Source organism: Oceanibaculum sp. (assembly GCF_022449305.1).
In the GTDB taxonomy this organism is placed as follows: domain Bacteria; phylum Pseudomonadota; class Alphaproteobacteria; order Oceanibaculales; family Oceanibaculaceae; genus Oceanibaculum; species Oceanibaculum indicum.
The window spans coordinates 1-24366 of record NZ_JAKUSO010000054.1; the positions used below are offsets into that span (position 1 = coordinate 1).

General features: G+C 64.1%; 21 protein-coding genes and 1 tRNA gene. 15 read left to right on the forward strand and 7 right to left on the reverse strand.

Annotation, left to right across the window (positions count from 1 at the left end; all coding sequences use genetic code 11):
- The 3 genes from MK313_RS14205 to MK313_RS14215 form a co-directional block, all read left to right on the forward strand.
- Positions 1-495 (forward strand): fructose-bisphosphatase class II (locus tag MK313_RS14205; RefSeq protein ID WP_287782365.1); only part of this gene is annotated, 495 nt, incomplete at its 5' end.
- Between the two features lie 5 nt (positions 496-500).
- Positions 501-2303 (forward strand): single-stranded-DNA-specific exonuclease RecJ, encoded by a 1803-nt coding sequence (recJ, locus tag MK313_RS14210; protein ID WP_287782367.1) that lies wholly within the window; start codon positions 501-503, stop codon positions 2301-2303.
- A gap of 115 nt (positions 2304-2418) precedes the next feature.
- A tRNA-Glu gene (locus MK313_RS14215) sits at positions 2419-2494 on the forward strand.
- A 199-nt stretch (positions 2495-2693) separates the two neighbouring features.
- Here MK313_RS14215 and MK313_RS14220 read toward each other — a convergent pair.
- From MK313_RS14220 to MK313_RS14235, 4 genes are all read right to left on the reverse strand, one after another.
- Positions 2694-3449: a phosphatase PAP2 family protein gene (locus MK313_RS14220; protein WP_287782369.1), complete on the reverse strand. Its 756-nt coding sequence runs from the start codon at positions 3447-3449 to the stop codon at positions 2694-2696.
- The gene (locus tag MK313_RS14225) at positions 3446-5155 is read right to left on the reverse strand and encodes a phosphoethanolamine transferase (protein ID WP_287782371.1); all 1710 of its coding nucleotides are present in this window, start codon (positions 5153-5155) and stop codon (positions 3446-3448) included. The genes MK313_RS14220 and MK313_RS14225 overlap by 4 nt, the downstream gene beginning before the upstream one ends.
- Before the next feature lie 88 nt (positions 5156-5243).
- Positions 5244-5771 (reverse strand): cytochrome b/b6 domain-containing protein, encoded by a 528-nt coding sequence (locus MK313_RS14230; RefSeq protein ID WP_287782373.1) that lies wholly within the window; start codon positions 5769-5771, stop codon positions 5244-5246.
- Positions 5772-5811: 40 nt separating this feature from the next.
- A complete protein-coding gene (locus MK313_RS14235) occupies positions 5812-6087 on the reverse strand; it encodes a PepSY domain-containing protein (protein ID WP_287782375.1) in 276 nt (91 codons plus the stop codon).
- Between the two features lie 128 nt (positions 6088-6215).
- On the opposite strand from MK313_RS14235, the gene MK313_RS14240 reads away from it, so the two are divergent.
- The 4 genes from MK313_RS14240 (at position 6216) to MK313_RS14255 (ending at position 10220) form a co-directional block, all read left to right on the forward strand.
- On the forward strand, positions 6216-6872 hold the full coding sequence (locus MK313_RS14240; RefSeq protein ID WP_287782376.1) for a response regulator transcription factor: 657 nt from the start codon (positions 6216-6218) through the stop codon (positions 6870-6872).
- Positions 6869-8212: an ATP-binding protein gene (locus MK313_RS14245; protein ID WP_287782378.1), complete on the forward strand. Its 1344-nt coding sequence runs from the start codon at positions 6869-6871 to the stop codon at positions 8210-8212. Before MK313_RS14240 ends, MK313_RS14245 begins: the two co-directional genes overlap by 4 nt.
- Positions 8213-8408: 196 nt before the next feature.
- Entirely contained in the window at positions 8409-9869 is a 1461-nt protein-coding gene (locus MK313_RS14250) for an NAD-dependent succinate-semialdehyde dehydrogenase (RefSeq protein ID WP_287782380.1), read from the forward strand.
- Between the two features lie 30 nt (positions 9870-9899).
- A complete protein-coding gene (locus MK313_RS14255) occupies positions 9900-10220 on the forward strand; it encodes a YdhR family protein (protein ID WP_287782382.1) in 321 nt (106 codons plus the stop codon).
- Positions 10221-10223: 3 nt separating this feature from the next.
- On the opposite strand, the gene MK313_RS14260 is transcribed toward MK313_RS14255, so the two are convergent.
- A complete protein-coding gene (locus MK313_RS14260) occupies positions 10224-11168 on the reverse strand; it encodes a LysR family transcriptional regulator (RefSeq protein WP_287782384.1) in 945 nt (314 codons plus the stop codon).
- Between the two features lie 68 nt (positions 11169-11236).
- Between MK313_RS14260 and MK313_RS14265 the strand changes: the two genes are divergently transcribed.
- The 4 genes from MK313_RS14265 (at position 11237) to MK313_RS14280 (ending at position 16991) form a co-directional block, all read left to right on the forward strand.
- Entirely contained in the window at positions 11237-11902 is a 666-nt protein-coding gene (locus tag MK313_RS14265; RefSeq protein WP_287782386.1) for a 2-hydroxychromene-2-carboxylate isomerase, read from the forward strand.
- Between the two features lie 400 nt (positions 11903-12302).
- Positions 12303-14213 (forward strand): TRAP transporter permease, encoded by a 1911-nt coding sequence (locus tag MK313_RS14270; RefSeq protein ID WP_287782387.1) that lies wholly within the window; start codon positions 12303-12305, stop codon positions 14211-14213.
- Between the two features lie 62 nt (positions 14214-14275).
- A complete protein-coding gene (locus MK313_RS14275; RefSeq protein WP_287782389.1) occupies positions 14276-15310 on the forward strand; it encodes a TAXI family TRAP transporter solute-binding subunit in 1035 nt (344 codons plus the stop codon).
- 145 nt (positions 15311-15455) lie between these two features.
- Complete coding sequence (locus tag MK313_RS14280; protein WP_287782391.1) at positions 15456-16991, forward strand: sulfatase; 1536 nt, start codon at positions 15456-15458, stop codon at positions 16989-16991.
- A 333-nt stretch (positions 16992-17324) separates the two neighbouring features.
- On the opposite strand, the gene MK313_RS14285 is transcribed toward MK313_RS14280, so the two are convergent.
- Positions 17325-19199 (reverse strand): DEAD/DEAH box helicase, encoded by a 1875-nt coding sequence (locus MK313_RS14285; protein ID WP_287782393.1) that lies wholly within the window; start codon positions 19197-19199, stop codon positions 17325-17327.
- A 239-nt stretch (positions 19200-19438) separates the two neighbouring features.
- Positions 19439-20674, reverse strand: coding sequence for an amino acid ABC transporter substrate-binding protein (locus MK313_RS14290; protein WP_287782395.1), 1236 nt, complete (start codon positions 20672-20674; stop codon positions 19439-19441).
- Positions 20675-20940: 266 nt separating this feature from the next.
- On the opposite strand from MK313_RS14290, the gene MK313_RS14295 reads away from it, so the two are divergent.
- The 4 genes from MK313_RS14295 to MK313_RS14310 are packed head-to-tail and all read left to right on the forward strand — an operon-like array spanning position 20941 to position 24297.
- Positions 20941-21903, forward strand: a complete 963-nt coding sequence (locus MK313_RS14295; protein ID WP_008944626.1) for a branched-chain amino acid ABC transporter permease — start codon at positions 20941-20943, stop codon at positions 21901-21903.
- A gap of 18 nt (positions 21904-21921) precedes the next feature.
- Complete coding sequence (locus MK313_RS14300) at positions 21922-22803, forward strand: branched-chain amino acid ABC transporter permease (RefSeq protein ID WP_287782398.1); 882 nt, start codon at positions 21922-21924, stop codon at positions 22801-22803.
- 10 nt (positions 22804-22813) lie between these two features.
- The gene (locus tag MK313_RS14305; protein WP_287782400.1) at positions 22814-23545 is read left to right on the forward strand and encodes an ABC transporter ATP-binding protein; all 732 of its coding nucleotides are present in this window, start codon (positions 22814-22816) and stop codon (positions 23543-23545) included.
- The gene (locus tag MK313_RS14310) at positions 23542-24297 is read left to right on the forward strand and encodes an ABC transporter ATP-binding protein (protein WP_244922213.1); all 756 of its coding nucleotides are present in this window, start codon (positions 23542-23544) and stop codon (positions 24295-24297) included. Before MK313_RS14305 ends, MK313_RS14310 begins: the two co-directional genes overlap by 4 nt.
- The last annotated feature ends 69 nt before the right edge of the window (positions 24298-24366 follow it).

Consider the following 24366-nt stretch of genomic DNA (forward strand, 5'->3'; position numbering starts at 1 on the left):
CTGGTCGCCTGCATCCTGGACCGCCCGCGCCACCAGGAGCTGATTGCCAAGGTGCGTGAGGCCGGTGCCCGCATCGTGCTGATCTCCGATGGCGACGTGTCCGGCGTCATGGCGACCTCGCAGTCCGACAGCGGCATCGATATCTATATGGGTCAGGGCGGCTCGCCCGAGGGCGTGCTGGCGGCTGCCGCGCTGCGCTGCATCGGCGGCCAGATGCAGGGCCGGCTTGTGTTCCGCAACGATGACGAGAAGGGACGCGCTGCCAAGGCCGGCATCACCGACCTGAACCGCAAATACTCGATGCTCGACCTCGCCAGCGGCGACGTGATGTTCGCCGCGACCGGCGTCACCGATGGCACGCTGCTGCGCGGCGTGCGCCGCACCCGGAACGGCGGCAGCACCCATTCCATGGTCATGCGCTCGAAGACCGGCACGGTGCGATTCATCGACGCCCGGCACGACTTCTCCCGCAAGAGCGGCTACGACGGCGACTGACCGGAATGACCGCCCGCGCCGCCTTCCTCGATGTCGAGCGCTCGCTGACCGGGCGACGCTGGACGACCCGAGGGCAGGTGGCGGGTGATACATCGGCACCGCTGGAAGCCGAAAGGGCAGGATTTGCCCTGTCGCAGCGGCTGGGCCTGCCGGAAATACTGGGCCAGGTGCTGGCGGCGCGCGGTGTCGGGCTGGATGACGCAGAAGGGTTCCTGAACCCCACCCTGCGGGCCAGCCTGACCGACCCCTATGAGCTGAAGGATATGGCGAAGGCGGCCGACCGGCTGGCCGCCGCCATCCTGCGGGGCGAAAAGATCGCCATCTTCGGCGATTACGATGTCGATGGCGCGACCTCCACGGCGCTGCTGCACCGTTTCCTGACCGCCATCGGCGGCAAGCCGCGGGTCTATATCCCCGACCGTATGGCCGAGGGCTATGGACCGAACGCGCCGGCGCTGCTGGCGCTGAAACGGGAAGGGGCCGCCGTCTGCATTACCGTCGATTGCGGCATCACCGCCTTCGCGCCGCTGGAAGCGGCCACCGAGGCCGGCCTCGACATGATCGTGGTCGATCATCATGTGGCAGAGCCCTCGCTGCCACGCGCCGTCGCTGTAGTCAATCCCAACCGGCTGGACGAGGACAGCCCGCACCGCCAGCTGGCCGCCGTCGGCGTTGCCTTCCTGCTGGTAGTGGCGCTGAACCGCAAGCTGCGGGAGGAGGGCTGGTACCGCACGCGGCCCGAACCCGACCTGCTGCAATGGCTGGATCTGGTCGCCCTGGGCACGGTCTGCGATGTGGTGCCGCTGACCGGCCTGAACCGGGCGCTGGTGGCGCAGGGGCTGAAGGTGCTGGGCTGGCGCAACAATACCGGCCTGCGCGCGCTGTGCGATGTCGCCAAAATCGACGAGCCGGCGGGCACCTATCATCTGGGCTTCCTGCTGGGGCCGCGCGTGAATGCCGGCGGGCGCGTCGGACGCGCCGATCTCGGCACAAGGCTGCTGTCCACCGAGGATGCGGCGGAAGCCGCTGCGCTGGCCGCCGAGCTGGACCGCTTCAACACCGAGCGCAAGCTGATCGAGCAGCAGGTACAGGACGAGGCGCTGGCCCAGGTCGAACACCATGCCGACGGGCCGCTGCTGGTGGCGGCGGGCGAGGGCTGGCATCCTGGCGTCATCGGCATCGTCGCCGGCCGGCTGAAGGAACGCTTCCATCGCCCGGCGCTGGTCATCGCCTTCGACGACAAGGGCATCGGCAAGGGCTCCGGCCGCTCGATCTCCGGCTTCGCGCTGGGGCCGGCGGTGATTGCCGCGCATCAAGCCGGCCTACTGGTGAATGGCGGTGGCCATGCGATGGCGGCCGGATTCACGCTGGAGCGCGACAAGCTCTCCGCTTTCCGGGATTTCCTGACCGAGCGCGCCGCCGCCTGGCTGGAAGGCGGGGAGGCGACTCCCGTCCTGTCCATCGATGGCGCGCTCAGGCCCGGCGGGGCGACAGTAGAGCTGCTGGAAACGCTGGGGCGTGTCGGGCCGTTCGGCGTCGGCAACCCGGAACCGCGCTTCGCTTTTCCCGCGGCGCGCATCCTGGGCGCCGATGTGGTGGGGGAGAACCATGTGCGCTGCCAGCTGGGCGACGCCGATGGCAGGCGGCTGAAGGCCATTGCCTTCCGGGCACTGGACAGCGGGCTGGGCGAGGCGCTGCTGAAGGCCGGTTCCATGCCGCTGCATGTGGCCGGGCATCTCCGCATCGACCGCTGGCAGGGCAATGAGAAGGTGCAGCTGCTGATCGACGACGCGGCAAAGGCGCGGTAATCCGGGGCCGAAAGAAGCCGGAAACCGGCGGGCGGAATTTAACCGCGGAATTTCGCCTTTCGTTCTTGATTTTCCGCCCCGAGCCAGTATGTTCCTCCGCGCACAGCGCCTCGACGTCCCCATCGTCTAGAGGCCTAGGACACCGCCCTTTCACGGCGGCGACAGGGGTTCGAATCCCCTTGGGGACGCCATCACCTTTTATTCCATATATTTCAATAACTTAGCGGCTCGTGCGAGAACCGCTGTGGGAACTCGTGTGGGAACTCACGGGCAGTCATTTTTTTGCGCGTTGAGTGTGTGTTCTCGAAACCTTTTAAAGTGCCACCGGGAACGCATCGGAATATTGCCTTTATTCCCTTTGAGTTTGGTGATCTTTCTAGGACTTCGCGGTTAGCTCGCGGCTTCGGCTTTTGCCGCTGAGAACGATTTTTCTCGTTGCGACTCGTATAGCCGGCAGGCGCAGGTGGCTATCAGCAGGCCGATCAACATGGAGGCCAGCGTGTGGGTCAGAAAATGCTGGCCGCGCGCCATTTGATAAAGGCCCATGGTCCAGCCCGTCGCCATGCCGGGTGCATAGAACAGCCAGCGCGGCAGGGGTGCTACCCAGCCGGAGGCGCCTGCAAGCAGGGTAAGGCCGAACAGGCCAAAACCGCCTGCAGCATGGCCGGCCGGCCAGCAGCGCAGGCTCGGCTCGAACGGTGCCAGCGCATAGAGCCGGTCCCAGATCGTCACTCCGAACCGGTTGCCGCCGAGCAGCACATCCTGCGCGGGACAGGATACCCCGGTGACCTGCTTCAGCAGGTTGGCAGCGAGCGGGGTCAGCGCCAGAACCAGGATAACTAGGGCCATACGGCTGTGGTTTTCGCTCCAGCCCCGCCGCCAGCCTGACCAGGCCAGCAGCAGCGCCGCAGTGACGCCACCGATACCGAGCAGGCGCCGGGCACCGGTATAAAGAACGGCGTGTGCCAGCCCGCCTTCTTTCGGCATCAGCCAGTCATTCGCCGTACTGTCATGGAACAGTTCGGCCAGCGCCAGATCGAGCCGGTGCCAGACCGGCACCGCGATCAGGATCAGCAGCAGGCCGAGCAGTAGCTGTATTTCCCAGCCAGAACCGCGCGCAATCCGCCAGCCAGGCACCAAACTCATCGCGGTACCCCGGCCTGTTGGGCGATAAAGGTGTCGGGCAGGCGGCACTCAGCAAGGGCGTCCAGCGGGCGCTTATAGACGTCGGTATCTATATCCAGCAGGCCCAGCACCGTATGGAAGATATTGTCATGGCTGAGCGGACGGTCCCGCGACGCCGCCAGGCAGCCCTGCGCTAGCCGCGTGCGGTGCTGGAAGCCGCCGGAATTCCACCAGATCATCGGTACATGCTTCTGCACCTCCGGCGCGATGGCGTAGGGCAGGCCATGCAGGAAGGTGCCGCCTTCGCCCAGCGATTCGCCATGATCGGAGACATAGAGCAGCGCGGTATCGATCCGGTCCGAGACGTTGTTCAGCGCGCGGATCGCCTCGGCCAGCACATGGTCCGTGTACAGGATGCTGTTGTCGTAGCTGTTCGTAATCGCCTTGGTTTCGCAGTCCTGGAACTGGCTGGTGTCGCAGGTCGGCGTGAAGCGCCGGAAGGCCTGCGTGTAGCGCCGGTAATAGGCCGGGCCGTGGCTGCCCATCTGGTGCAGCACCACGACCGTGTCGCGTTCGAGGTGAGCTGCGATGCCGCGCAGCCGTTCGACCAGCAGCATGTCCATGCAGCCCTCTGTGTCGCAATAGGCCTTGTCTGTTTCCTGACGGATGGCCAGCGTCTCGATCGGCACGCGGGCGCACACTCCCTTGCAACCGGAATTATTCTCCAGCCAGATGACGTCGAGGCCGGCCTTCTGCACAAGGTCAAGAAGATTCTCCGACGCCTTTGCCTTACCGGGCGAGTAATCGGAACGGTTGAGTGGGGAGAAAATGCAGGGCACCGATTCGGCGGTCGATGTGCCGCAGGAAGCAACATTGGTGAAGCTGACAACCGGCAGTGTAGCCAGCTCGGGATTGGTCATGCGCCCATAGCCGTTCAGCGAGAAATTGGCGGTGCGCGCCGTCTCGCCCAGCACGAAGACGAACAGCAGCGGCTTGCGGTCCGGCATCTTCCAGCCATCGCCAAGCGAGACCAGCCGGGCGATCGGCGCGGGCGGTCCTGCGGGTGCCTTGCGATCTGTTCCCAGCGCATAGACCGTCGCGGAATAGAGCGCGGTCACCGGGTTCACCATGTGCCGGATCTGCCGGTTGTTGCGCGCCAGCGACGCATAATCCTGAAAGAAGAAGAGGGCGATCAGCCCGATAGCGGCCAGCGAGCCCGCCAGCGCGCCGGCCCGCAGCAGCGCCTCGCGCTTCCAGCCGTGCCGCGTGAGACGCACCCACAGGATGAGGGCCGCCGGCAGCACGCCGGTCAGCAGCATGTGCCAGGCCAGCTGCCAGGACAGCAGGTCGCCAGCCTCGCGCATGTCAGTCTCGACGATGTTCACGATCATCGTCTTCTCGACCAGCACGCCATAGCCATCCATGAAGTAGGAAATGCCGGCGGCGATCAGCACGAGACCGGCCAGGACCGGCTTCAGCAGGCGCGGAAAGGCGACCAGCTGCAACGGCAGGGACAGCAGCACCAGGAAGAACAGCCCCAGCGACCCGAGGAACAGCAAATCATGCAGGGATCGGCCGCTCCAGACCTGGCCGATCTCCTGCCACAGCCGGTGATTATGGACGGCCAGCAGAAAGACCGCGAACAGCAGGACGAGCGTCAGCGGATGCAGGGAAGGGCGGGCCAGAAAAGGGAACGCCAGGGAAGGGAAAGGCAGCTTCGGGCGCATCGGCGGTCCATACGCAGGGGAGAGGCTGGATGGACAACCGATACGCCCGAAAGCTGACGGGAAGCTGAACGCGCCTGAGAGAGGGGGATCAGGCGACGTCCGTTCCCGATGGCGCGCGCTTGCGTCCGGAGATCATCGCGCGCACCAGATTTTCATGGTTTCGCAGGCTGGCCAGGACGATGCCGGCCAGATGCAGGGGCACCAGGATCAGGATGAGGGTGGCGAGGCTCTCATGCACTTCCTCAACCCATTCGACACCCCAGAAGCGGTCCAGCGTCCCCATCCAGCCGGTCAGGGCCGTGCCGGCGATGACGGCGATGAGCGCCAGGATCATCGCCGCACCTGCGGGATTGTGGCCCAGATACCGCCGCTCCCGGCCTGTCAGGATAGCCCGCCCATAGGCAAGGATCGCCGCCGGAGACCTCAGGAATTGCGAGAACCGCGCATAGCGGCTGCCGATCAGGCCCCAGACTAGCCGGAGCAACAGCAGCCCGCCGATCAGATAGCCGGTCCACTCATGCAGGGCGTCCCATTCCTCCGCCGACAGCCAGGCGACGGCGATGCTGCCGGCCAGCGTCCAGTGGAACAGGCGCACGAAGCGGTCCCAGACCTTCACACATGGCTGCCGGATAGGCTCCAGAGCGGGCTGCATAGGCTCAGTCCTTCATCTTCGACTGGATCATCTCCAGCGTCTTCGGGTTGAAATAGGCCTCGATCTTCTTGCCGTTGGCGTCGGTCGCATAGACTTCGTAACAGCCATCATCGGTCTTCAGGCGCTGGATCTTCCAGCCCTGGGCCTCCAGCTTTGCCTGAAGCTCCTGGGCCGACTGCCACTCGGCTTTCGGCACATTGCACTTGTCGCTGGCCAGGGCCGGCAGGGCAGCGGTGCCGATCAGCAGGGCGGCGGCGAGGGCGATCAGTCGAATACGCATGTTGGTTCTCCTGTAACGGGTGAGGATGGCGGCACCCTGACAGGACTTCCTGACAGCAAGCTGAAGGCCGTTCAGGCTGGCGTCAGCCGCCCGGGCTATGCATCCTGCGTAGCTGTAGCGGAGGGCCGATGCGTATCTTGCTGGTGGAAGACGAGCCGGATCTGGGGGAGGCCGTGCAGGAGCATGTGGCAAGAGCCGGCCATGCGGTGGACTGGATGACGACACTGGCGGATGCGGAGCATGCCGCGCAGACTGTTGCCTACCAGCTCATCCTGCTGGATCTGGCCTTGCCGGATGGCAGCGGGCTTGCCCTGCTGCGCGACCTCCGCGGCCGGAGCGACAAGGTGCCGGTGATCGTGCTGACGGCGCGCGACCGTATCTCCGACCGAATCGAGGGGCTGAACGCCGGCGCCGACGATTATCTGGTGAAGCCCTTCGACCTGGAGGAACTGTCAGCACGCATCATGGCGGTCAGCCGGCGCTATGCCGGCGACCCGAACCCGGTCCTGCGGCTGGGGGATATGGAAATAGACCAGAGTGCGCACCGCGTGACGGTCGCGGGCGTCGTAGCGGAACTGACGGCACGGGAGTGGGCGGTACTGGAACTGCTGATACGGCGGCCGGGCGCGCTGGTCTCGAAGGGGCGGATAGAGGATGCGCTCTATGCCTTCGGCGCCGAGATCGAGTCCAACGCGGTGGAGGTCTATGTCAGCCGGCTGCGCAAGAAGCTGGGACGGGAGGCGATCCGCACCATGCGCGGCCTTGGCTATAGGCTGGAGGCATGATGGCCCGCCCTGGCAGCATCTCGCGCCGCCTCACCCTCCTGCTGACCGGGGGCATCGTGCTGCTCTGGCTGTTGGGGGCGGCCTTTTCCGTCCTGGTCATGCACGAGGAAATCGACGAAGTGTTCGACAGCGCGCTGGAGGAAACCGCGCAATGGCTGCTGCCGCTGGCGACCGGCGCCCTGGAAGGGAAAGCAACGCCCCCGGGCCTGCTGGGCGAGCAGGATGATGACGACGAGTACCTGACCTTCCAGCTGCGCGGCCGCGACGGCGCCGTGCTGCTGCGGTCCCATGACGCGCCGGCAGAACCGTATACCCAGGCGCTCGATCTCGGATTTTCGGAAACGAATTATCACCGCGTCTATACCATCGCTTCGGGTGGCTATTTCCTGCAGGTCGCGGAACCGCTTGGCCACCGGCAGGAAGCCCTGATGGAAAGCGCCGGCGCCCTGTTGCTGCCGCTGGCCGGGTTGGTGCCGGTCAGCATCCTCATCATCCTGTGGTCGGTCAGGCAGGGACTTGCGCCGATGCGGCGGCTGCAGGGCGCGATCGGTGCGCGCGATGGCGGCAATTTGAATCCCATCGAGGATACCGGCTGGCCGGAGGAGATCGGCGGCACCGTGCAGGCGGTGAACCGGCTGCTGCTAAGGCTGCGCGCGGCGCTGGAGGCAGAGCGTGTCTTTGCCGCGACCAGCGCGCATGAGCTGCGCACGCCGGTGGCGACGGCGCTGGCGCAGACCCAGCGCCTGCTGGCGGAGCTGGAAAGTGGCCTCACCCTGGAGGAGGCACAGTCGCGTGGACGCCGGATCGAGGCGACGCTGCACCGGCTGGGTGCGCTGGTGGAAAAGCTGCTGCACCTGTCGCGGGCGGAAGCCGGCATCGGCTTGTCGGAAACCGAGAACGACCTGCTGCCGGTGTTGCGGCTGGTGATCGAGGAACTGGCAGCGCAGCCAGGGGCGGCGCGACGTCTTACCCTTGCCATCACCGAGGGCGCATCGCTGCGCGCCCGCATGGACATCGACGCCTTCAGCATCGTGGTGCGCAACCTGATCGAGAATGCGCTGGCCTATGGCGATCCCGGCAAGCCTGTTGAGATCACGGTACAGGATGACCGTAGCGTGATCGTGCGCAATGACTGTGCCGCCATCCCGCCGGAAACGCTCACCCGGCTGACGCAGCGCTTCGTGCGCGGCAGCCGTGCCGGGGAAGGGCCGGACGGTTCCGGCCTTGGCCTCGCCATCGCCGACACAATCCTGCGCCAGACTGGCGGGCGGCTGGAACTGCTGTCGCCGGTGCCGGGACACGACGGTGGCTTTGAGGCAAGGATAGGACTTTCCGCGTGAATGCCAGACGATCCCGAAGATGGTGCCGATCGGGACGTTCCTCGGCCAGGTATTGACCCCACACCCCTAGAAGTTTGCGCTATAGCGGCTAGCGCGAAGTGCTATTGGCCCTGCCGCGGCAGGATTGCGTAAATCACTCCCAGACCAATGGAGCGGCCTTCGCCAGCTTCGATTCAATCTTACAGGGAGAGATTTCATGCAGCCGAACGGCGTGGCGACAGCTGCCGACTATCGGGAGCTTGGCCTGTTCATAGAAGGCGCCTGGACGCAGGGAACGGCCAGTGAGGGCGAGGCGGTCATCAACCCCGCGACAGAGGAAGCGCTGGGCTATCTGCCGCATGCCTCCGCCGCCGACCTCGACCGCGCGGCAAGCGCCGCAGTCCGAGCCTTCGAGATCTGGAGCCGCACCACGCCTCTGGAACGCAAGCGCATCCTGAACAAGGCGGCGAACCTTCTGCGTGAACGCAGCAGTGCCATCGCGGTCTGGGTAACGCTGGAGCAGGGCAAACCACTGGCCGAGGCGAAGGGCGAAATCCTGGCTGCCGCCGACATCTTCGAATGGTATGGCGACGAATGCGTACGGCTCTATGGCCGGATCGTGCCGTCTCGCATGCCTGGCGCCAACCAGATGGTCATCCGCGAGCCCATCGGCCCGGTGGCTGGCTTCTGCCCCTGGAACTTCCCGGCACTGACGCCGGCGCGCAAGATCGCTGGTGCACTGGCCGCCGGCTGCACGCTGGTCATCAAGGCGGCTGAGGAAACCCCGGCCACCTGTTGTGCACTGGTCGATGCCTGCGTCGATGCGGGCGTCCCGGCCGGCGTGCTGAACCTTGTCTTCGGTAAGCCGGCGGAAGTCTCCGCGTTCCTGATTCCCCATCCGGGAATCCGGAAAATTTCCTTCACAGGCTCCATCCCGGTCGGCAAGGAGCTGGCGAAGCTGGCAGCGGACGGTGTGAAGCGCTGTACGCTGGAGCTGGGCGGGCATGCGCCGGTCCTGGTGTTCGACGACACGGAAGTGGAGCCGGCGGTGCAGGCGCTCCTGGCCGCCAAATTCCGCAATGCCGGGCAGGTCTGTGTCTCGCCCTCGCGCTTCTATGTGCAGCGTGGGTCCTACGCGACATTCGTTGAGGCCTTCACCGAAGGGGCGAAGGCGCTGCGTGTCGGCGATGGCCGCGCCGCCGATACCCAAATGGGACCGATGGCGAATGAACGCCGCCTGGCGGCGATGGAGGGTTTCGTCGCCGATGCGCGCGAGCGGGGCCTGAAGATCACCACCGGTGGCAGCCGCATTGGTAACCGCGGCTATTTCTGGAAGCCGACGGTGATCGCCGACGCCACGGATGAGTGCCGCGTGATGCGCGAGGAACCGTTCGGCCCTGTCGTCCCAATCACGCCTTTCGATACGGTCGAGGAGGGGATTGCCCGCGCCAATTCCCTGCCATTCGGCCTTGCCGCCTATGCCTTTACCGGCGTCTCAAAGCGCGCCCGGGCCCTGCGCGAGGGGGTGCGTACCGGCATGCTGGGCATCAACCACCTTGGTATCTCGCTGGCGGAGGTTCCGTTCGGCGGCGTGAAGGAGAGCGGTTACGGCTCCGAAGGCGGCACCGAGGGGCTGGAAAGCTATCTCGACACCAAGCATGTCAGTCAGCTCGACTGACCGGCCGTTCAGAAAGACAGGAAATTCAGCATGATCACCGTCATTACCCGGTTCCCGCAGCCCGTCGGCAAGTCCCAGGACGAGCTGAAAGGGATGTTCCGGCAGTCCGCACCGCGCTTCCAGACGATCGCCGGACTGGTGCGCAAATACTACTACATCGCCGACGACAACACCTGCGGCGGCGTCTATCTGTTCCGCAGCCGGGCGGAGGCGGAGGCATTGTTCGACGATGCTTTCGCGGCGTCCATTATGGCGCGTTTCGGCGCGCCGCCGCGCGTCGAGTTCCTGGAGACGCCGGTCATCGTGGATAATGAAGCGGGGACGATACTGGGCGGGGACGAAGGCGCCTGATCGTCAATGAAGCGCATCGGCATAGTCACTGACCGCCTTCTTCACCATGCCGGTACGCTCGATCAGGACTGCTTCCGTCAGGTCCATCGCCGCCTTGCAGGCGGCGTTCGGACGGCTGTGGCGGCGGGTCGCCATGGTCCAGGTGCGCACAATCTCGGGCTCCACGATGGGCGCGGCCGACAGGCGGCCGGCGACAAGCTCCTCATAAAAGGCAACCGGCGCCAGTACGGTGAAGCCTTTTCCGGCGGCAACGAAGCGCTTCATCTCGTTGATCACGTCGATTTCGAACTTGATCGTGTATTCGACGCCCAGCCGCTGCGCCGTGCTGTGAACCAGCGAGCGCAACCCGTTTTCCGGGTGCGACATGATCAGCGGGTAGCGCGGCAGGTCATGGAACGGAACGACCGCGCCAGGAGCGAAAGCGCCGGGCGGGCCAACGACGTAGAGCGTTTCCTCACAGACCTCATGTGTATCGATATGCGGCAGCTCCTGGTTGCTGAACAGGACGGCCGCGTCGATCCGGCCATCGATCAGCCATTCCGCCAGATACGCGCTCATTGCCTCCCGGATATGCAGGGTCACGCCATCATAGTCACGCTGCATCGTCGTCAGCAGCGGCTGGGTGATCAGCGGGCTGACCGGGATCGGCAGCCCAAGCATCACATCACCCTCCGGCTTGCCGGGGCTGATGGCGTCTACCAATCGGTCCATCTCCTCGACAACGCGACGCGCGTGCGCCAGCAGCTTCCGGCCATCCGCCGTGAGTTCGACGCCGCGTGTGGTCCTGTCGAGCAGCTGGGTTCCGAAGCTCTGCTCCAGATTCCGCACATGCTGGCTGAGCGCCGGCTGGGCGATATGCAGGTGATTTGCCGCACCGGTGAAGCTGCCTGCTTCCGCGATGGCAATGAAATATCGCAGATGCCTGATATCGATCGAGTAACGGCTCATCGTCGGAGTCACAATCGCGAAGCCGGGAAGCCGCTTCGCGCCAACTGAGTGTACAGGAGTATGTATCGATGACAATTCCATTTACTGTATATTGGTCTTTCCGCAGCCCCTACAGCTATCTCGCCACCGCGCGTCTCGTTGCCTTCGCGGCGGAGTACGATGTCGATGCACAGCTTCGCATCGTCCGGCCGCTGGCCTTGCGCGAACCGGCCTATTTTGACCGGATGGGGCCGCTTCACCGCCCTTACTTCTTCCTCGATACCAAGCGCCAGGCGGACTTTCTTGGTCTGCCCTTCCGGCGCCCGGTTCCCGATCCCATCCAGCAGGATCCTATCACACTGAAGATCGCCAAGGACCAGCCGTTCATCCGCAACATCTCGCATCTTGGCGTTGAAGCTTGCAGGCAGGGGCACGGCCTGGCCTATGCAGACAACGTCTCGCGCCTGCTGTGGGATGGCAGCGTCGATAACTGGGACAAGGGCGACCACCTGGCGAAGGCAGCCGAAAAGGCGGGACTCGACCATGAGGAGATGCAGGCGCGCATCGACAGCAATCCCGGTTGGTACGACGAGCAAATGCTGGCGAACGAGGCGGAGCTGACCGAGGCCGGCCACTGGGGTGTCCCCTGTTTCGTGTTCGAGAACGAGCCCTTTTTCGGGCAGGACCGCTTCGACACTTTCATCTGGCGGTTACGCCAGAATGGCCTACGCAAGCGCGGACAGGCCGGTGCATGATCGCAATTTGCCTCAGACTCTTCCGGCGCTTGCTCGCTAACGCGCGAAAGCGGAACCGTTATCGTCCGGAAAGGCGCTACATGCGCGGGGGAAGGGGATAGATACCCGCCTGCCGCATGGCCGGTCCGCTTCGATGAAGCGCGACTGGCATGCGCGCAAAGCTATAAGTTGGACTTATATCTTGTAGCTGTAATCCATATTGGCGAAGGCCGCGCAGCGCGGCTTAAAAAAGATCAAGCGCCACGCCGCGCAAGAAACCCAGTTGCCCCGTATCAGACACCGGCCAACAGAAGCCGGAAGGTGCCAGGGCCGGGACCCAGGGGGGAATAGTGACACCGTTTAAGCCTGCATCGCGCCGTAGTTCCGCTCATCACACGGAGCATATGCCAGGAGGACTGGCATGATTCCGATGCCCACGCGGATATTCGGTTACGCCGCTGCCGCTCTTGGACTAGCGCTGGCCGTGAATGCCATTATCGTCGCCTATGTCGGCGTTTACGATATCGCCTACACGCGCGCACTGATCGTCTATGCTTCCGTCGTTTCGGTCCTGCTGGGCTGCCCGCTGGCTGCCGCCGTGCCGAAAGAACGGACGCTTCTCCTGGTCTTTGCCTGGCTGGCCGACATAGCGGCGGTCGCCGCTTTCACCGTCGCCATCTGGTATTTCGTGAGCGCGGCGGATGAACTCTCGACCATGCTGGTGTCCTACGACAATACGGACATCTTCATCGCCTTCCTTGGTGTCTGCGTGCTGCTGGAGGCGACGCGCCGGCTGTTCGGTCTACCACTGTTCCTGTTCGTCATCGCGGCCTTTCTATATGGCTTGTTCGGCGGGTATCTGCCTTCCGCCATCGGCCATAGCGGGTTCAGCCTCGCCGTCACAATGGAAATGGTCTGGTACGGGTTCCAGGGCGTCTATGGCACGCCGCTCAGCATCGTCATCCAGGTCGTGCTGATCTTCGTCGTCTTCGGCGTGATGCTGGAAGGGACCGGGGCAAGCAACGCGCTGATCAAGATTGCCTTTGCCCTGACCGGCCGGACTCGCGGCGGCGTCGGGCACGCAGCCATCGTGTCCTCCGCTCTGTTTGGCAGCATGTCGGGCAGCGTGGTGGCCAATGTCGTCGGCACCGGCGCCTTCACCATTCCGATGATCATCCGGCGCGGCTTCAAGCCGGCCAGTGCCGGCGCCATCGAGGCGGCCGCATCGACCGGCGGACAGATCATGCCGCCGGTCATGGGGGCGGCTGCCTTCCTGATGGCTGACCTGATCGGCATGCCCTATCTGATGATCTGCCTGGCGGCATTGCTGCCGGCGCTGTTCTATTACGGCGCCCTATTTGTTGCCGTCTCGCTGGAAGCGGGCAAGGCGGGCATCCAGCCAATACCGCCAGCGCAGCGCGAGCGCATCGACCGTAAGACGGCCCTGGAATCGCTGATGTTCGTGATTCCCATCGCGGTCATCATCGCTGTGCTGGTCGCGGGCCGGTCGCCGGCTATGGCGGGCTTCTGTGCGGTGATCGCCGTTGTGGTGTCGGCGCTGATGTTCAATCCGGACCTGCGACGGAACCCGTCCCTCATCCTGAACGCCATCATCAAGGGGGGAACCGCCGGCGCGTCAATCGTCGTCGCGGTTGCCGCCATTGGCATCATCCTCGGCACGCTGAACCTCACCGGCATCGGACTCAGCTTTGCCTCTACTGTTGCAGCGCTGGGCGAGAACAACCTGCTGCTGGCGTTGGCGCTGACCGCGCTTACCTGTCTGATCCTGGGCATGGGCATGCCGACCCTGCCGGCCTATCTGGTCATCGTTCTGGTGATGGGGCGGTCGCTGCGCGAACTGGGGATAGAGCCACTGGCGATCCATCTGTTTGTCTTCTATTTCGGCGTCCTGTCCGCAATCACGCCGCCGGTGGCGGTGGCAGTCTTCGCGGCGGCCCCGATCGCGAACTCGCATCCCGTCGCCACGGCGCTTGCGGCGCTGCGACTGGCCTTCATCGGCTTCGTCATCCCGTTCGTCTTCGTGATCGAGCCCAGCCTGCTGCTGGTGCTGGACAGCTTCAATCTGGGCCAGTTCCTCATCGCCATTCTGGCCCTGAGCGTCGCCATCCTGGCGCTGTCGACAGCCTTCTATGCCTATGACGGTGCGGCCCTGTCGCCGATGCATTGCCTGTTCCGGGGGGCGCTTGGCCTGGCACCGCTAGCGGCGCTGCTCAGCGACCGTTTCGAGCTGGAGGTTACCGTCGCCTCAGCATTTCTGCTCGGCTTGTCCATGCTGCTCCGGCAACGGCAGCGGCGCTTTGTGCCCGGCTGACGCCTTTGAAGCAACCTGTTCCAAAAACTGAAAAAGTGCCCGTGAAGGGCAGGGAGGATAAAATGAGGAAACTGAAAGCCATCGCACTCTCCGGCGCGATGCTTGCCACCATCGCCGGGGGCAGCGCCGTCGCCAGCGCAAGTGACCAGGTCTATCGCTGGCAGACCATGTCGCAATCCTCGACCGATATGGTGTTCGCCATCGCCGCGACGGAATTGCTGCGCGACAAGCTGGGCCACAAGGCGCAGATCACCACGGGCCGTCCGCTGGTGCGCCAGGCTGTGGATGCCGCCAAGGAGAACCTGGAATTCCTAACCACGGCCTCGTCGGTCAATCACTTCATGCGCAACGGCATCAACATGTACGCGAAGATGCCGGAGGCGCCGGAGCTGTTCCAGAATCTGCGGATGATCCTGAACTACCCGCTTGGTGCCTATCATCTGGTGGTCTGGGCCGATAGCGGCATCACCGAGATGAAGGACCTGAAGGGCAAGCGTATCTTCCTCGGCCCGCCGGGCGGTGCTGCGACCGTGACCGCGGTACAGATGCTGGACGCGGCCACCGGCTTCAAGGCCGGCTCGGACTTCACCCAGCTGAATGTGGACTGGAATTCCGGCATGCAGGCGTTCCAGGACCGTCAGGCCGATGCGCACATGTCACCGAAGGCGTTGCCGGACCCCGCTATCGTACAGCTGGCGACGCTGGGCAAGATCCGGCTGCTGAGCCTGCCCGAAGCCGCCCTTGACGCCGACAGCATCAAGAAGGCCATGCAGATACCCGGGCGCGTCGTCACCGAGATTCCGAAGGACCTCTATGGCGCCAACCAGGTCAACGAGGAGAACATCCGCACATTGCAGACCATGGTCGGGCTTGGCACCCACAAGGGCATGTCCGAGGAAGTGATCTACAACGTGACCAAGACCATTCTGGAGAACAACGCCGCCCTGAAGGCGGAGGCTCAGTGGATGGGCGTCATCAAGGCCGAGAATGCGCTGGCCGAGATGAACGCGCCGCTGCATGTCGGCGCCTATCGCTACTACAAGGAGCGCGGCGTGGCGATCCGCGACGAGCTGGTCCCGCCGGAAGCGAAGATGTAAGCGCGGCAACACACCATTACGCTCCCGGTTTCCGACGAGAGACCGGGAGCGAAACCTCCAACCGAATTCATGACTCCGAACCGGGACAGACGGGCCAGCACGACCGTCTGTTCCAACGGGCAGGTTCGCGCCGAAAGGACCCCAGATGGGACGCAAGATTCTCTTTATCACCACCGATCAGCAGCGTCATGACGCGCTGGGCTGCAATGGCGGCAAGGTCGCCAGGACACCTGTCGTCGACGGCCTCGCCGCCGCCGGCATCAATTACAAGCGCGCGCACAATCAGAATGTGGTCTGCATGCCGGCGCGCTCGACTATGCTGACAGGACAGCATGTGCGCACCCACGGCGTCATCGCGAACGGCATCCCGCTGCCGGAGGATACGCCCGATGTTGTCCGCCTACTGCGGGAGCAGGGGGGCTACCGAACCGCCCTGATCGGCAAGGCGCATTTCGAACCGTCCTCGGCGCCGGGCGGCCCTTACTTCGAGAATTATGCCGCGTCAAAGGGCCTGCACGGGCCTCATCGCGGCTTTGAATATATGGAGCTGTGCGCCCATACCGGCCGCGCCGGGCGCAGCCTCTACCACTATCCGAAATGGCTGCAGGAGAATCACCCCGACGAGGTGGATTTCTTCCAGGAGTATGTGACGCCGGAGAAGACCATTAGCTGCAAGCGCGGCGGCGATACCGGCGCCATTCAGGTCTGGCACAACCATATCCAGCGCGAGCATTACCACACCGACTGGACGGCCGACCGGGTGATCGACTGGTTGGGCAAGCTGGACGAGGAAGAAGACTGGTTCGTCTGGATGAGCTTCCCCGACCCGCATCATCCGTGGGATCCTCCTTCTTCCGAGCTGAAGCGCGTAAACTGGCGCGATCTTGACCTTCCCGATGGCTATCCGGGCAGCGTCGAGGCGACGATAAAGATGCTGGAAGGCAAGCCGCGGCACTGGCTGGACTGGTATCTCGGCAAGGCGCAGTTCAACTACGAGTTGCCGCCCGAATTCGTGCCTGCCGAGATGACGGCGGACCAGATCCGCGAAGTCAACGCCATGTGCCACATCGAGAATGAGCTGATCGACGAGGCCATCGGTCGGGTGCTGTCCTATATCGACACCCGCGGCTGGGGGCGGGAGACGGACATCCTCTATACTGCCGACCATGGCGAATTCCAGGGCGATTTCGGCATGATGTTCAAGGGGCCATACCATGTCGACGCGTTGATGCGGCTGCCGATGGTCTGGCGCCCCGCACCGGTCGCCGCCGTCACCCCGTCGGTGGTCCAGCAGCCGGTTGGCCATGTCGACCTGGCGCGCACCTTCTGCTCGATCGCCGGCATCGCCCCCGATCCGCGCATGCAGGGGGCCGTCATGCCGACCAGCGAGGATGGCACGCGGGAGCGCGTCATTACCGAATGGGATGGCGGCTATAACGGTCACAGCATCCATCTGCGGACGCTATACCGCGACGGGTATGTGCTGACGGTCTGCGAGAAATCCACCGTGCATGACGGCACGGAGGGGGAACTGTATGACCTTAGCGAAGACCCCCGGCAGTGGGTCAATCTCTGGTCCGATCCTAAGTATGCCGCGTTGAAGAGCGACCTGATCGCGGACCTCTATGACAACCTGCCGGAAGCACGGCAACAGCCGCTGGAGCAGGTGGCGCTGGTCTGATCGTGTTGTGGGATAGCCCCGTGCCAGACCGCAATTAGACTGGTACGGGGTAAGCCTTTCATTTCCACGTTTTAAACGACCTTGCGCTCAGTCCTGCGATTATGTGCAGTTTGTCTTAGCTTGTAGGTTTAGGCGGATGAATTGAGAACAAACGAACGTTACGGTTAGCTCCAGCTGACTTTTTGAAGTACTAGCCTGCAAACAACCTTTGCGCTCATACTTGAGGTATTTACAGGCCACATCTAAAGAATCGCGGGCTGTTCACGTTTGGCCCGCAAAAATCTCCGGATAATTGCTGGAATTCCTCCCGTACCAATCAGAACGGGAAGGGTTCTAACGCGGATCACGCCCCGACTTCGGCTTGTAGCTCTTTTTCTTGCCCGGCTTCGTATCGGCTTTCCCATGAGGCTTTCCCTTGGGTTTGCCCCTTGGCTTATCGGGCATGGCGACGGCGTCCTCGGGCGGACGGAAGCCATTGTCTGGCTTGCCATACGGCTTGCGGGATAGCTTCGGCCCTTGGTGGGAATAGTCACGGGCGCGCGAGCCTACCGGGACAGGGCGGCCAGCACTGTCGGCGCGGGTAATGGTCACGCCCTTCTCGCCGCTGCCATTGGCGGTGATGGCCGCCTCGAAGCTCTCCAGCATGGCGGGCGATATCTCGAACTCGGTCGTGGTGTCGCCAACCTTGATCGAACCGACAGCGGCCTTGGTGACATGGCCGGCCTTGCAGATCATCGGCAGCAGCCAGCGCGGCTCGGCCCGGTGCTTGCGGCCCAGCGAGATGCGGAACCAGATACCGTTCTGGAAACGGTCGCTGCGTTCCGGCCTTTCGGTAGGCTCGCCGCGCTCCCGCCGCGTGCCGCGTTCTGAGCGGCTGATCGCCTGCGATCCCTCCTGGGCCTCCGACAGTTCCTCCGGCGCGGGGCGGGCGGCCATCTGCTGGCGCAGGAAGGCGGCGGCGATCTGGTCGGCGCCATAATTGGCTAGCAGCTTACCGATGAAGTCGGTCTCATCCTCCTGCGGGGCGGCGAACAGGCCTTCATCCGCCAGGATCTGCGCCTGCGCACGCGCGGTGATCTCGGCCGGGCCGGGGGCCGGCTCCATGGTGGCGTCCAGCTTGGCCAGCTGCATCAGCCGGCGGGCAGCGTTGCGACGGAAATAGGGGACGATCAGCGCGCAGACGCCCTTGCGCCCGGCGCGTCCGGTACGGCCACTGCGATGCAGCAGCGTTTCCGGGTTGGTCGGAAGGTCGGCATGGATGACGAGGTCGAGGTTCGGCAGGTCGATGCCGCGCGCCGCAACGTCGGTGGCGACACAGACCCGCGCCCTTCCATCGCGCATCGCCTGCAGGGCGTTGGTGCGCTCGGCCTGGGTCAGCTCGCCGGACAGCGCCACGACACGGAAGCCGCGATTGGCCAGCCGGCTGGTTAGATGCCGCACGGCATCGCGCGTGCCGCAGAACACCAGGGCATTCTGCGAATCATAATAGAGCAGCGCATTGATGATGGCGTTCTCGCGCTCGGTCGGCGCCACCATCAGCAGCCGGTAATCGATATCCTCATGCGGCTGGCTTTCGGCAACCGTGGAGAGCCGCACGGCATCGCGCTGGAAGCGTCTGGCCAGCTGCACGATGGGCCTGGCGAAGGTGGCCGAAAACAGGAAGGTGCGGCGTTCCTGCGGGGCGGCGGCGAGGATGAATTCGAGGTCTTCCCGGAATCCTAGATCGAGCATCTCGTCGGCTTCGTCCAGCACCACGACGCGCAGGCCGGAAATATCCAGCGAGCCGCGGGTGATGTGGTCGCGCAGGCGTCCCGGCGTGCCGACGACGATATGCGGCCCGTCGGCCAGCGCCCGGCGTTCCTGGCGCATGTCCATGCCGCCGACACAGGAACCGATGCGGGCACCGGCCTTGGCATAGAGCCACTGCAATTCGCGCTGTACCTGCATCGCCAATTCGCGAGTCGGTGCAATGACCAGCGCCATCGGCACGGAAACCGTATCAAGCACCTCTGCGTCACCCAGCAGGACAGGCGCCATGGCCAGCCCGAAGGCGACGGTCTTGCCGGAGCCGGTCTGGGCCGAGACCAGAAGGTCAGAATCCCGGGCATCCTCGCCCAGCACGGCCATCTGCACGGCGGTCAGCTTATCATAGCCACGTTCGGTAAGAGCGCTGGCAAGGGCCGGCGCCATGGAATCGAAAAAGGTCACGTAAGAATCGTCCAATCAATAAGGCTGCCGACCCTGCCGTGCGGTCCGCCGACAGGGCGGAACCGGACGCAGGGCCCGAATGACGGGGCAGCAATAAGAAGATGACGCACTGCTTAGAGTGCTGTGCCGCTGCCGTCAATCACCAGCCGCGCAATTGACTGCGCCGGACCCGGCCGCAGACAAAGAAAAAGGGGGCGCCGCCACGACGCCCCCCTTGTAGATGCGCTATTCCTTGGCGGTCAGCGCTTGTCCCAGCCCGGCACCGGGAAGATCGGATCGGCGGTCTTCACCGATTCCGGATAGACGGCCGCAAGACCCTTGCCCGGCATGTTCTGCATGATGACGTTCTGCATGCCGACCTGCTTGCCGCTTTCCTCGATCTTGTACGGCCCCGCCATGGTGACGATCTTGCCGCTGAGCGCCAGGGCGGCTTCCTTCATCTTGGCGGCGTCGGTGGTGCCGGCGGTCGCCAGGATCTTCTCCGTCACCACACCGGCGGCATAGGCCAGCGCGGTCTGGAAGTCGGCGTCATAGGCGACATCCGGGAACAGCGCCTTGTAGCGCTTGCCCACTTCCTCGCGGTTCAGCCCGTCGGTCACCTTCCAGTTGATGGCCGGGTGATAGAGCGTATGGCTGTAGATATATTCCGCATCCTTGCCGATGTCCTGGAACTGCGGCTGCGCGGCATAGAGCATGAAGGTGAACGGGAAGTTCACATTCATCTCCTTCATCTGGCGGACCATCGCCATCTGGTCGCCCTCATAGGCCACCGGATAGAAGAAGTCCGCGCCGGACGCCCGGGCCTTCTGGATCAGGATCGAGAAATCCTTGGTGCCGGCCGCGAACTTCTCGTACTGCGTGACCTGCAGGCCCTTTTCCTTCGCCAGCTTCTCGGCACCGGCGGCCATGCCGGCCGGGAAGGGCTCGTCCAGATAGACGATGGCGATCTTCTTGTTGCCGCCCAGCTTCGCCGCCAGCTCGACGCTGGGGATCGCCATCATCGAAGAAGCGATCTGCGAGGCGGAAATCAGGTACTTCGCGCCCTGGTCATAGATCGAATCGGACGCCGCCGACCAGATCACCAGGAACTTTTTGTTGCGTTCCGTCACCGCGGTGGCGGCGCTGGTGAGCGTGGAGCCGAACGGGCCGAACAGCAGATCGACCTTCTGCTCCTGGATCAGCGTCTCATAGACGCGCGGCACCATCTGCTTGTCGGAGCGGTCATCCAGCTTCACCAGCTCGACCTTGTACTTCTTGCCGCCCATCTCCAGGCCGCCGCGACGGTTGACGTCGTCCATCCAGATCTGCACGCCGCGCTCGCCCGACTGCGAGGCCAGCGCGAAACGGCCCGCCGACGAGACCGTCATGCCGATCTTCAGCGTCTCCTGCGCGCTGACCGGGCTTGGCAGCGTCAGAGTCGGCACGGCGAACGCCGCGACCGCCGCTGCGAGGGTAAATAGTTTCGGGAATTTCATCGTGATACCTCCTGAGCGCCCAGGTCTTGCGACCGGGCCCTTTCCCCGTGGATTTCTGGCGGGCGAGCCTGGCAACAAGCCATCCCGCCAATGCGACAAACGGCAATTTTCGGATCGTTTTTATGCCGTTCTGCGAAACGGCGGCATTGTCACTGTTGTGAAACCTATTTACAAGTGCCCGGAACAAATCGCCGCTGTCCCGCAGCGGACGCAAGGCCATTCCCGGATGGATGGCCGTCTATCCGAAGACCGAGGGGGCTTCTTTTATGGCAACGGATTCGAGGGACGATTCCGCGATTGCCGCCATCCGCAACCGCATCTGGTTCACGGTGATGGCTGTCATCGTCGCCGCGCTGGCGCTGGTGCCGGTGCTGGGCACGTCGCTGTCCTTCTCCTTCTACCTGATGCTGTGGATCACCATGGCGACCGGGCTGAATATCATCGCCGGCTTCACCGGCTACATGCCGCTTGGCTATGTCGCCTTCTACGGCATCGGCGCCTTCGCCACGGCGATCCTGACCAAGATGTTCGGCGTGCCGGTCTATGTCTCGATCCTGGTGGGCGGCGTCTGCGGCGTGCTGCTGAGCCTTCTGTTCGCGCCGACCCTGAAGCTGAAGGGCATCTATTTCGCCATCGTCAGCCTGGGCCTCGCCATCATCTGCCGGCTGGTCATCGTGAACCTGCCGGAAAGCTGGGCCGGCGGCAGCTACGGCATCAATCTCGGCCTCAGCATCTCCCCGGTCGTAACCTTCTATTACATGCTGGCGGTCATGGTGGCCGCCCTGCTGACCATCACCTGGCTGGCGCAGTCGCGCCTCGGCAAGGCGCTGCGGGCGATCCGCGACGATGATCAGGCCGCCGAGGTGATGGGCGTGAACGTGGTCGGCACGCGGCTGAAGGCCTGGATGCTCTCGGCGCTGTTCGGCGCGCTCGCCGGCGGGGTGGAGGCCTGGTACACCAACATCATCGATCCCGAAAGCGCCTTCCAGTTCCTGGTCACCGCGAAGACGGTGATCTACGCCATCGCCGGTGGCCTTGGCACCGTGACAGGGCCGGTGATCGGCGCCATCGTCATGGTCTGGGTGGACGACCTGATCTGGCAGCGTTTCCCGATCTTCAACCTGTTCCTGCTGGGCCTCGCAATCATCCTGCTGATCCTGTTCCTGCCGCGCGGCATCGTCGGCAGCATCATCCAGCGCAAGCCGTCCTGGCGGCGGTACATCCTGTAGGCCGGGGGACGAAAAGACATGACCTATCTGATTCTGAACGGCCTCGCCAACGGCCTCATCCTCGGCGTCATCTACGCGATGATCGGCGTCAGCCTGTCGCTGCTCTACGGCGTGCTGCAGGTAAAGAACTTCGCGCATGGCGAGTTCCTGATCGCCGGCGCCTATTTCTGCTATGTGCTCTACAACGCCTTCGATCTGCACCCGCTGCTGGCGCTGCCGCTGGCCTTCCTGTGCTTCATGGCGTTCGGCTGGCTGCTGAACAACCTCGTCATGCCGCGCCTGCAGCGTTCGGACGATCCGATGCTGGCCTCGCTGCTGGTGATGTATGGCGTGTCGCTGATGCTGGCGGCCAGCATGCTGCTGCTGTTCGAGGCGGATTTCCGCTCGCTGGATTTCAGCTTCCAGCCGATTTCCATGAAGGTCGGTATCCTGTATCTGCCGACCGCCCGACTGGTCGCCATGGGCGTCACCGTGGCGATCCTGCTGGCGCTGGCCTGGTTCCTCTATTTCACCCTGCCGGGCAAGGCGATCCGCGCCTCGATCATGAACCGCGACGCGGTGCAGATCGTCGGGGTGAACATCAACCGCCTGTCGGCCGCCGCCTTCGCCCTGTCGATCGGGCTGGCCGGGGCCAGCGGCGTGATGGTGTCGATGGTGTTTCCCTCCTTCAACCCGTTTGTCGGCGTGGATTACACGCTGATCGGCTTCATCGTCGTGGTGCTGGGCGGGCTTGGCAACCCGATGGGCGCCATCCTGGGCGGCATCGTCTTCGGGCTGGCGGAGCAGATGTCCATCGTCTTCCTGCCGCAGACCATGGCGCCGATCATCGGTTTCTCGATCATGATCCTGGTGATCTTCTTCCGGCCCAACGGGCTGCTCGGCAAGGCGCGCGGTACGTGAGGGCGGCACGATGACGACGAACGACATCCTTCTGGAATCCCGCGATCTGGTGAAGCGCTTCGGCGGTCTGGTCGCGGTGAACGAGGTCTCCTTCACACTGGAACGCAACACGGTCCTCGGCCTGATAGGCATCAACGGGTCGGGCAAGACCACGGTGATGAACTGCGTAAACGGGCTGTACAAGGCCGATGGCGGCAGCATCAGCTTCGACGGGGAGGAACTGATCGGCCGCAGCCCGCATGAGGTGACGCGGCTGGGCATCGGGCGCACCTTCCAGGTGCCGCGCGTGTTCCGCCGGATGACGCTGATCGACAATCTGCTGGTGCCGCTGCTGGGCTCCAGCCTTAGCGACGCGGAGCTGACCGAGCAGGCGGAGGAGTGCCTTGCCCAGGTGAACCTCCACGGGCTACGCCAGAACTACGCGGAGGAGTTGTCCGGCGGCCAGCAGAAGCTGCTGGAACTGGCCCGCCTCATCATGCTGGACCCGAAGCTGATCCTGCTGGACGAGCCTTTCGCCGGCGTGAACCCGTCGCTCTGCCAGCTGCTGCTGGAGCGCATCGAGGGGCTACTGGAGAAGGGCAAGAGCTTCATCCTGGTCAGCCATGACCTCACCTCGATCTACCGCCTGTCGAGCCACATCGTGGTGCTGAACGAAGGCCGGAAGATCGCCGAGGGATCGGTCGATGAAGTGAAGAAGAATCCGGACGTGATCGAAGCCTATCTGGGGAGTGCCTCGGCATGACCGATGTGCCCAAGACTGCACCGCTGATGGAGATGCGCGATGTCTTCGTCTCCTACCACGGCGATATCAGCATCCTGAACGGCCTCAGCCTGAACATCCCGGAAGGCAAGATCACCGGCATCATCGGCCCGAACGGCGCCGGCAAATCGACCGCGCTGAAGACGCTCTATGGCTTCCTGAAGCCGCAGCGCGGCGAGATCCGGCTGGGCGGAGAGCGTATCGACGGGCTGGAACCCTACCAGTTCATCGAGCGCGGCATCGCCTATGTCCCGCAGAATCGCAGCCTGTTCAACGATCTGTCGGTCGAGGACAATCTGCGCCTGGGCTGCTGGGTGTTTCGCAAGGACAAGCCCCGGATGGAGCGCGCGCTGGAACGCGCCTATGCCCAGTTCCCGATCCTGAAGCAGAAGCGCAAGGATATGGCCGGCAGCATGTCGGGCGGCCAGCAGCGTTTCCTGGAGCTGGCGCGCGCGCTGGCGCTGGAGCCGAAGATTGTCATGCTGGACGAGCCGACGGCGATGATCGCGCCGAAGCTGTCGCAGGAGCTGTACGCCTTCATCAAGGCGCTGCCGGAGCAGGGGGTGACCGTCATCCTGGTGGACCAGAATGTCCGCCAGTGCGTGAACGTCTCCGACCATGTCTATATTCTGGAACTCGGCCAGAACAAGGCAGATGGGGCTGCTGCCGACTTCAAGGGCGACAGCCGGATGCGCGAGATGATCGCGGAGTGGCTGGACTACAAGATCGACTGAGTAATGCGCAAACCGGCCTTGCCGCGGACTGGGCAAGGCGGGTGATGCTTTCGTCTTACAGGTGGGTGC

What these genes read in the sequence shown, in the direction of transcription:
- recJ (WP_287782367.1), top strand. Translation starts at nt 501, where the DNA reads ATGACCGCCCGCGCCGCCTTCCTCGATGTCGAGCGCTCGCTGACCGGG.
- MK313_RS14220 (WP_287782369.1), bottom strand. Translation starts at nt 3,449, where the DNA reads ATGAGTTTGGTGCCTGGCTGGCGGATTGCGCGCGGTTCTGGCTGGGAA.
- MK313_RS14225 (WP_287782371.1), bottom strand. Translation starts at nt 5,155, where the DNA reads ATGCGCCCGAAGCTGCCTTTCCCTTCCCTGGCGTTCCCTTTTCTGGCC.
- MK313_RS14235 (WP_287782375.1), bottom strand. Translation starts at nt 6,087, where the DNA reads ATGCGTATTCGACTGATCGCCCTCGCCGCCGCCCTGCTGATCGGCACC.
- MK313_RS14240 (WP_287782376.1), top strand. Translation starts at nt 6,216, where the DNA reads ATGCGTATCTTGCTGGTGGAAGACGAGCCGGATCTGGGGGAGGCCGTG.
- MK313_RS14245 (WP_287782378.1), top strand. Translation starts at nt 6,869, where the DNA reads ATGATGGCCCGCCCTGGCAGCATCTCGCGCCGCCTCACCCTCCTGCTG.
- MK313_RS14250 (WP_287782380.1), top strand. Translation starts at nt 8,409, where the DNA reads ATGCAGCCGAACGGCGTGGCGACAGCTGCCGACTATCGGGAGCTTGGC.
- MK313_RS14255 (WP_287782382.1), top strand. Translation starts at nt 9,900, where the DNA reads ATGATCACCGTCATTACCCGGTTCCCGCAGCCCGTCGGCAAGTCCCAG.
- MK313_RS14260 (WP_287782384.1), bottom strand. Translation starts at nt 11,168, where the DNA reads ATGAGCCGTTACTCGATCGATATCAGGCATCTGCGATATTTCATTGCC.
- MK313_RS14265 (WP_287782386.1), top strand. Translation starts at nt 11,237, where the DNA reads ATGACAATTCCATTTACTGTATATTGGTCTTTCCGCAGCCCCTACAGC.
- MK313_RS14270 (WP_287782387.1), top strand. Translation starts at nt 12,303, where the DNA reads ATGATTCCGATGCCCACGCGGATATTCGGTTACGCCGCTGCCGCTCTT.
- MK313_RS14275 (WP_287782389.1), top strand. Translation starts at nt 14,276, where the DNA reads ATGAGGAAACTGAAAGCCATCGCACTCTCCGGCGCGATGCTTGCCACC.
- MK313_RS14280 (WP_287782391.1), top strand. Translation starts at nt 15,456, where the DNA reads ATGGGACGCAAGATTCTCTTTATCACCACCGATCAGCAGCGTCATGAC.
- MK313_RS14290 (WP_287782395.1), bottom strand. Translation starts at nt 20,674, where the DNA reads ATGAAATTCCCGAAACTATTTACCCTCGCAGCGGCGGTCGCGGCGTTC.
- MK313_RS14295 (WP_008944626.1), top strand. Translation starts at nt 20,941, where the DNA reads ATGGCAACGGATTCGAGGGACGATTCCGCGATTGCCGCCATCCGCAAC.
- MK313_RS14300 (WP_287782398.1), top strand. Translation starts at nt 21,922, where the DNA reads ATGACCTATCTGATTCTGAACGGCCTCGCCAACGGCCTCATCCTCGGC.
- MK313_RS14305 (WP_287782400.1), top strand. Translation starts at nt 22,814, where the DNA reads ATGACGACGAACGACATCCTTCTGGAATCCCGCGATCTGGTGAAGCGC.
- MK313_RS14310 (WP_244922213.1), top strand. Translation starts at nt 23,542, where the DNA reads ATGACCGATGTGCCCAAGACTGCACCGCTGATGGAGATGCGCGATGTC.